The sequence below is a fragment of the Albidovulum sp. genome (assembly GCF_008933605.1).
In the GTDB taxonomy this organism is placed as follows: Bacteria; Pseudomonadota; Alphaproteobacteria; order Rhodobacterales; family Rhodobacteraceae; genus Albidovulum.
On sequence record NZ_WBUS01000024.1, the window covers coordinates 24,454 to 31,567 of the forward strand.

Annotated in this window: 10 protein-coding genes; 5 read left to right on the forward strand and 5 right to left on the reverse strand. The window is 69.9% G+C overall.

Annotation, left to right across the window (positions count from 1 at the left end; all coding sequences use genetic code 11):
- Window position 1: 1 nt before the first annotated feature.
- Window positions 2–271: a chorismate mutase gene (locus F9K34_RS05415; RefSeq protein ID WP_291335888.1), complete on the reverse strand. Its 270-nt coding sequence runs from the start codon at window positions 269–271 to the stop codon at window positions 2–4.
- A 43-nt stretch (window positions 272–314) separates the two neighbouring features.
- A complete protein-coding gene (gene hemF, locus F9K34_RS05420; RefSeq protein ID WP_291335889.1) occupies window positions 315–1,202 on the reverse strand; it encodes an oxygen-dependent coproporphyrinogen oxidase in 888 nt (295 codons plus the stop codon).
- Between the two features lie 156 nt (window positions 1,203–1,358).
- Between hemF and F9K34_RS05425 the strand changes: the two genes are divergently transcribed.
- The 3 genes from F9K34_RS05425 to F9K34_RS05435 are packed head-to-tail and all read left to right on the forward strand — an operon-like array spanning window position 1,359 to window position 2,511.
- The gene (locus F9K34_RS05425; RefSeq protein WP_291335890.1) at window positions 1,359–1,736 is read left to right on the forward strand and encodes a hypothetical protein; all 378 of its coding nucleotides are present in this window, start codon (window positions 1,359–1,361) and stop codon (window positions 1,734–1,736) included.
- Window positions 1,737–1,756: 20 nt separating this feature from the next.
- Window positions 1,757–2,140 carry a hypothetical protein gene (locus F9K34_RS05430; RefSeq protein WP_291335891.1) on the forward strand — a complete coding sequence of 128 codons (384 nt, stop codon included), beginning with the start codon at window positions 1,757–1,759 and terminating at the stop codon, window positions 2,138–2,140.
- Window positions 2,137–2,511: a hypothetical protein gene (locus tag F9K34_RS05435; RefSeq protein WP_291335892.1), complete on the forward strand. Its 375-nt coding sequence runs from the start codon at window positions 2,137–2,139 to the stop codon at window positions 2,509–2,511. Before F9K34_RS05430 ends, F9K34_RS05435 begins: the two co-directional genes overlap by 4 nt.
- Window positions 2,512–2,515: 4 nt before the next feature.
- On the opposite strand, the gene F9K34_RS05440 is transcribed toward F9K34_RS05435, so the two are convergent.
- From F9K34_RS05440 to clpS, 3 genes are read right to left on the reverse strand one after another with little or no spacing between them, the layout of a single operon-like run.
- Window positions 2,516–3,328: an SDR family NAD(P)-dependent oxidoreductase gene (locus tag F9K34_RS05440; protein WP_291335893.1), complete on the reverse strand. Its 813-nt coding sequence runs from the start codon at window positions 3,326–3,328 to the stop codon at window positions 2,516–2,518.
- A 45-nt stretch (window positions 3,329–3,373) separates the two neighbouring features.
- Complete coding sequence (locus F9K34_RS05445; protein WP_291335894.1) at window positions 3,374–4,399, reverse strand: class I SAM-dependent methyltransferase; 1,026 nt, start codon at window positions 4,397–4,399, stop codon at window positions 3,374–3,376.
- A 19-nt stretch (window positions 4,400–4,418) separates the two neighbouring features.
- Window positions 4,419–4,760 (reverse strand): ATP-dependent Clp protease adapter ClpS, encoded by a 342-nt coding sequence (gene clpS, locus F9K34_RS05450; RefSeq protein WP_436405711.1) that lies wholly within the window; start codon window positions 4,758–4,760, stop codon window positions 4,419–4,421.
- A gap of 141 nt (window positions 4,761–4,901) precedes the next feature.
- On the opposite strand from clpS, the gene F9K34_RS05455 reads away from it, so the two are divergent.
- Together F9K34_RS05455 and F9K34_RS05460 are read left to right on the forward strand one after the other, a co-directional pair.
- Window positions 4,902–5,609, forward strand: a complete 708-nt coding sequence (locus tag F9K34_RS05455; RefSeq protein ID WP_291335895.1) for an HAD family hydrolase — start codon at window positions 4,902–4,904, stop codon at window positions 5,607–5,609.
- Between the two features lie 244 nt (window positions 5,610–5,853).
- A partial coding sequence (locus F9K34_RS05460) for a D-alanyl-D-alanine carboxypeptidase family protein (protein ID WP_291335896.1) occupies window positions 5,854–7,114 on the forward strand: 1,261 nt, incomplete at its 3' end.

A 7,114-nucleotide genomic window follows, 5' to 3' on the forward strand; every position in this document is an offset into this window, starting at 1 on the left:
CCTATACGCGACCGATCTTCGCCTCTTCCCGCGCGATCGACCAGTCGATAAGCCGCCGCCAGAGCGCCTCCGCCAGATCGGGATCGAGCGCCTCGGCGATCGCACGGGCGCGGACCTTTCCGACGACTTCTTCCACCCGGTCGTCGATCCGCGCCGGCAGGCCGAGCGCCGGCTTCAGTTCCGCCGCCCGGTCGATGTAGGCCGCGCGTTCGGCCAGAAGCGCCACGAGGCGCGCGTCGATGCGGTCGATCTCGGCGCGGAGCTCTGCCATGGTGCTGCATTGCGAAGGCGTCATCGCCGTCTCTCCTTCGTCGTCAGACCCACTTGGCCAGGGGTGGCAGGCTCATCAGAACCGCGTTCGCGTCGTGCCCGGTCTCCAGCCCGAACTTCGTGCCGCGGTCGTAAACGAGGTTGTATTCGGCATATAGCCCGCGGTGCACAAGCTGGATGTCGCGCTCGGCCGCGGCGAAGGGCGTGCCGATCCGCCGTTCGACCAGCGGCACGAAGGCCGACAGGAAGGCGCGGCCCACGCTCTGGGTGAAGGCGAAATCCGCCACCCAGTCGCCGGTGTTCAGGTCGTCGTAGAAGATTCCGCCGACGCCCCGCGCGCGGCCCCGGTGCGGGACGAAGAAGTACTCGTCGGCCCAGGACTTGAAGCGAGGATAGTAACCGGGGTCATGTGCATCGCAGGCCGCTTCCAGAGTGGCGTGGAAATGCAGGGTGTCTTCGCAGTACTCGATGCAGGGATTGAGGTCGGCGCCGCCACCGAACCACCAGGCATGCGGCGTCCAGAACATCCGCGTGTTCATGTGCACAGCCGGCACATGGGGGTTTTGCATGTGGGCGACAAGACTGATGCCGGAGGCCCAGAACCGCGGATCCTCGGCCATGCCCGCCACACCGCGCGCGGCCATCGCGGCCTGCGCCCGCGCCCCGAGCATGCCGTGGACGGTGGAGACGTTGACACCCACCTTCTCGAAGGCGCGGCCCCCGCGCATCACGCTCATGAGCCCGCCGCCGGCATCTCCCCCGCCCTCCTGTGCGCGGCGGGTCTCCGTCACCTCGAACCGGCCCGGTCCGGCGTCGTCCTCCCGCGGCGGGGCGGCATCCTCCAGCGCCTCGAAAGCCGCGACGATCTCGTCGCGCAGCGCGCGAAACCAGGTCGCGGCGCGGGCTTTCCGGCTTTCGAACTCCTCTGGCATGACCGCTTTCCCCCGTTTGGATCGCCCCCCTCCGCCTAGCAGCTTCGCGCGCGCGCCGCCAGAACCCCGCCTGAACTGCGACATTTCGGTGCGGGGGTTTGGCAGAGGCGTGCGGCGCGCTAGACTGGCCGTCCCATTCCCGGTGCCGAGTCGTCCATGTCCATGCCCCGCATCCCCGCCCTCCTGACCTTCGCCGCCGTCCTGGCGGCCTGTGCGACCGACCCGGCGACCCGTTGCGCGCCGGCCGAGACGCGCGAACTGAAGACCATCGACGGACTGATCGCCCAGACGCGCGCCGAAATCGAGCGCGGCTACCGCACCGTTGAAGTGCCGACAGGCTCGGCCGTGAACCTCTGCCTCGGCAGCGCGCGGTCGCACGTGGGCGTCAGCTTCTGCACCGATCCGGGAACGCGCACCCGCACCGAGGCGCTCGACACCGCGGCGGCGACCCGCACGCTCGACGCCCTTCTGGCCCGGCGCGAACGGCTCGAGGCGCAGATCGCCGCCGCCGTCGCCGCCTGCCCCGCCCGCTGACCTTGCCCCCGAGGTTTCCCATGCACCGCACCGCCGCCCTTCTTCTCCTCGTCGCCGGCCTCGCCGCCTGCGGAACGCCGCAGGAACAGTGCATCCGCAACGCCACGCGCGAACTTCGCACGCTCGACCGGCTCATCGCCGAACAGCAGGCGACGCTTGCCCGGGGCTATGGCTACGAACGCCGCGAGGTCATGCACCACGAATGGCAGATCTGTGACGACTGGGTTGCCGGCACCCCGCGAAGGATGTGTTTCGAGCCGGTCTGGGATACGGTGAAGGAGCCGGTGGCCATCGACCCGGCGGCCGAGCAGCGCAAGCTCGACGGGCTCCTCGCCCGGCGCAAGGCACTCCTCGCGCAGGCGGAGCCCGCCATCGCGGCCTGCAAGGCTCAATTCCCCGAATGAGAGCACGCGCCTGCCTGGTTGTCCTCGCGTCCCTGGTGCTGGGCGCCTGCGCCGGTGCCGGGCGCGACCAGTGCATGCGCGCGGCCGTGTCCGAGGTGCGCACGCTCGACCGGCTCATTGCCGAAACCGAGGCCGGGCTAGCCCGTGGCTACGGGATCGACCGCCAGACGGTGCCCTATCTCGAACGTCGGCGCTGCGGCGACGGGGGCGGCAGTTGCCTTTACACCGAAACCAAGATCGTGGAGACGCCGAAGACCATCGACCCGGCGTCCGAAAACCGGCGCATGGCACTCCTTCTGAACCGGCGCGCGGCGGCGGTGCCGCGCGCGCTCGACCACATAGAAGCGTGCAAGGCGCGCTATTCGGGCTGACCCTTCAGTAGGCCGGAACCGAGACGGGATCGACCACGCTGCGCCCGCCGTCGACGCCGAGGATCTGGCCGGTCACGAAACCCGCCCCGTCCGAGGCGAGGAACTGCGCCACATCCGCCACCTCCGTCGGCGTCGCGATGCGGCCAAGCGGCGTCCCCGCCACGACGGAGTCGCTCCAGTCGGGCTTGTCCTTCAGCGTCGCCTGCAGACTCGCGCTCATCACGCTTGCGATTCCGATACCGTTCACCCGGATGCGCTCGGGCGCGAGCACGACGGCGAGCGACCGCGTCGCCTGGTCGAGCGCTGCACCGGCAAGCGAATAGGCCAGCAGGCCGGGTTGCGCCCGCCGCGCGGCCAGCGTCGAGACGTTGATGATCGCGCCCACCGGGCCCTCGGTCTGCTCGTCGCGCTCGGCCTGCGCGATCATCCGGCGCGCAGCCATCTGGCTCAGTTTCAGGGCCGGAAGGAGGTTTTGCCGCAGCGTGGCCTCGATCGAGGGATCGTCGGGGTTCAGCGCGTCCTCGGTCAGCAGGACGGTGCGCTGCGCATTCACGAGGATGTCCACCCGCTCGAAGGCGTCCACCGTGGCCGACAGGAGGTTGGCGAGGGTGAGCTTCTGGCTGAGGTCGCCGGCGAAGTAGCGCGCCGGTCCGTCCTCGGCCGCGATCGAGGCAACTTCCTCGGCCAGCCGCGCCTCGTCGGCATCGGCGAACATGACCCTTGCGCCCCGGTTCACGAAATGGCGGGCGATGGCAAGGCCGATGCCTTTGGCGGCCCCGGTGACGATGGCGCTCTTGCCGGCAATGGACAGGGACATGGGCTCTCCGCGCTCCGTGATTCTGCCGCGCGAGGTTAGCCGAGATCACCGGCGCCGGCGAGGCGCAGGGGCAGCAGCCGCCAAGGGCCGCGCGGCGGGCCGTGCCGCGGCGAAAAGCTTGAAGGCGCCGTCGCCGCCGATCTCCGCGACCTCGTGGAAATGGCGCGCCAGCACAGCCTCGTATGGCAGGTGCCGGTTGGCGACCATCCAGAGCCGGCCCGCCGGGGCCAGCATACCCGCGGCGGCCGCGATGAATGCGGCGCCGAGCGCGGGGTCAGCCGCCCGGCCGGCATGGAAGGGCGGGTTCGTCACCACGGCGTCAAGCCGCGCCTCGGGCCGGAACCGGGTCGCATCCGCCCAGTGGAACCGCGCGCGCGGGTCGGCGATGTTGCGGCGAGCGCAGGCGAGCGCGGCATGGTCGGCCTCGACCAAGTGCAGTTCCGCCACGCCGTGCCGCGTCAGGACCTGCGCCGAGAGCCAGCCCCAGCCGGCGCCGAGATCTGCCACCCGCGCCGGCATCCGCTCCGGCAGGGCCGCCGCGAGAAGGACCGAGCCAGGGTCGACCTTCTCGGCGGAAAAGACGCCCGGCCGCGTCACGAAGCCGGGCGCGGGGGAAATGTCGGCGGCGCGCCAGTCGTCGAAGGACGTGCCCGCGTCGAAGCGGAAGATCTTGCCATGCGCCTTGGCGACCGGCGCCGAGACGGCGGTGCGGGCGCGCAGGTCCTTCAGCATCGGGTCGATGCCGTCCGTCTTCTGCCCGTCGATCCAGACCGGTCCTCCCGCAGCCACGCGCCGCGCGGCCTCGGCTACCGCCGCCCGCGCCGCGGCCCGCGACCGCGGCAGGAACACGACTGCCGCGGCGAAATCGCCGGCCGCGGCCGCAAGGTCCGGGACGACCGTCCAGCCCTGGGCGGCAAGCGTATCGTGGTCGGGGCGGAACGCCTGCACGACGACCGTCCGCTCCTTCGGGAGGTCCGACAGGCCGGGACTGCCGCCGATGACGAGAACGCGCCCCGCGGCGGGCAGCGCGTCGGCGGCCATGAGCGCGAGGGCAAGCCTGGGATTTGTCATCGGGATCGGGGCCGTACCCCTATTCCTTTTCCATCGTGCATTGCAGCGGGTGCTGGTGGCGGCGCGAGAAGTCCATCACCTGCGCCACCTTCGTCTCGGCCACCTCGAAGGAAAAGACACCGACGACGGCAAGCCCCTTCTTGTGCACGGTCAGCATGATCTCGAACGCCTGCGCGTGGGTCATTCCGAAGAACCGTTCGAGCACATGGACGACGAACTCCATCGGCGTGTAGTCGTCGTTCAGGAGGAGCACCTTGTAGAGCGGCGGGCGCTGCGTCTTCGGCCGCGTCTTGGTGATGACCGAGGTCTCGTGCTCACGGCCCTCCTTGCGGTCCGACAATGTGACGGGGCTCGGCGCCAAGGGCTCCCTCCTCGGGGGATTCGCGGACAAGGGGTTCGATCCCCAATATAATCGAGTAATAGGGCGAGAAAAGGGTTCCGCGGCAGGGGCGCTTCCCCGCGCCCGCGCGCCGCGCCAGACTACGCCTCCCGGGGAGATCCCATGCCCGCACTCGACGCAATCGCCTTCGACGCCGACGACACGCTCTGGCAGAACGAGCGCTTCTTCCGCCTGACGCAGGATCGCTTTGCCGCCCTTCTCGCCGATGTCGCGCCGCGCGACCATCTGGAGGAGCGCCTGCTCGCGGCGGAGCGGCGCAACCTCGGGCACTACGGCTTCGGGATCAAGGGCTTCATGCTCTCGATGATCGAGACCGCGCTCGACGTCACCGGGGACCGGGTGCCGGCACGCGTCATCCGCGAGATCGTCGCGGCCGGACAGGAGATGCTGGCCCATCCGATCGAGCTTCTGCCCCAGGCCCGCGCGGCGGTCGAGCGGCTGGCAGAGAGCCATCCGCTCCTGCTCATCACCAAGGGCGACCTTCTCGATCAGGAACGCAAGCTTGCCCAGTCGGGCCTTGGCGACCTCTTCGCCGGGGTGGAGATCGTGTCCGACAAGTCCGCGCCGGTCTATGCCGCGATCTTCGCCCGCCGCGGGTTTGCGCCGGAATCCGTGCTGATGGCCGGCAACTCGCTGAAATCCGATGTAATTCCGGTGCTGGAGGTCGGCGGCTTCGGCGTCCATGTGCCGCACGACCTGACCTGGGCGCTCGAGGAGGTCGCTCCGCCGGAAGGGCACGGCCGCTTCCACAGGCTTGTCGACCTCGGCGCGCTTCCCGCGCTGGTCGAGCGGATCGAGAACGGTGCCTGAGCCGATCTTGTGTGCTGCGCCGCCGGGGCCGCAACATCTGCCCGCGCTTCCCGATAGGCCGCTACATCTGTCTCAGCTTCGGCAACAAAGACATTGAATTTCAGGTGTTTTCGCCGCGCAAGCCCTGTGCTATCGTGGCGCAAATCACAAAGCTCCGGCGACAATGACCGGGGCGCGAGGCAGGACATAGGTGAGACAGGTGTTCGTCTGTCCCGGGCAGTGCGTACCCCGCACGCGACTCTTCTTGGCGTTCGCTCTGGCATGGATCCTCGTGCCGCTCGCGGCCTTGGCCGCGCCCTACGCCGACTACGTGATCGACGTTCGCACCGGCGAGGTGCTGCATCAGGAAAACGCCGACACCCGGCTTCATCCCGCCTCGCTCACCAAGATGATGACGCTCTACATCGCCTTCGAGGCGATCGAGCGCGGCGAGATCACGCTCGACAGCAAGGTGACGATCTCCAAGCACGCCGCCGCCCAGCCGCCGTCCCGGCTCGGGCTCAAGGCCGGGCAGACGATCGCGCTGCGCTACCTGATCCGCGCCGCGGCGATCAAGTCCGCCAATGACGCCGCCACCGCCATCGGCGAGGCGATCGAGGGGTCGGAGCCGGCCTTTGCCAAGCGCATGAACCGCACCGCCAAGGCACTCGGCATGACGCGCTCGAGCTTCGTCAATGCCAACGGGCTGACCGCCAAGGGACATCTCTCCACGGCGCACGACATGACGATCCTCGGGCGGCACCTCTTCTACGACTACCCGCAGTACTACAACATCTTCTCGCGCACCTCGGCCGATGCAGGGGTTGCCCAGGTCGCCTCGACGAACCGCCGCTTCCTTGCCGCCTACAAGGGTGCCGACGGAATCAAGACGGGCTACACCCAGGCTGCGGGCTTCAACCTCGTGGCCTCGGCGCACCGGGGCAACAAGCACGTCATCGCCACCGTCTTCGGCGGCAAGTCCACGGCAGACCGCAACGCACGCGCGGCGCAACTGCTCGACATGGGCTTCGGCAAGGCGCCGAACCGCGCCTCGGTGCAGAAGCCCGCGCGGCCCACCTACACCGGGACGGAAGAGCCGGAGCTTCTCGTCGAGGACACGACGGGCGAGGACGATGCCCTTGCCGAAGCGATCGCCCGCGCGGTGACGACGGCCCCCGATGCGGTGCCCGCCGGCAAGACGCTCCGCCTCAAGGTCGCCGTCGCGCAGAGCCCGCGGCCCCGCACACGGCCGCTGCCCGCCACCGGGGAGCCCGCCGAGGCACCGGCCGAGGAACTGCTCCTGGCAATGCAGGACGACATCGCGGCCGCCCTTGCCGAGGCACAGGCGCTTGCGCTCGCCGAGGCGCCAGCGTCGGAAGAAACAGCGGCGCCGGCAGACGCGGCCATCGCGACCGGCGAACCGTCGCCGGATGCTGCGCCCGAGCCCGCAGTCCCGGTCTTCGCGCAGACTGCCACGCCGCAGCCCGAAACGGCGCTGGCGCTGGCCGCCGCGACAACACCCGACG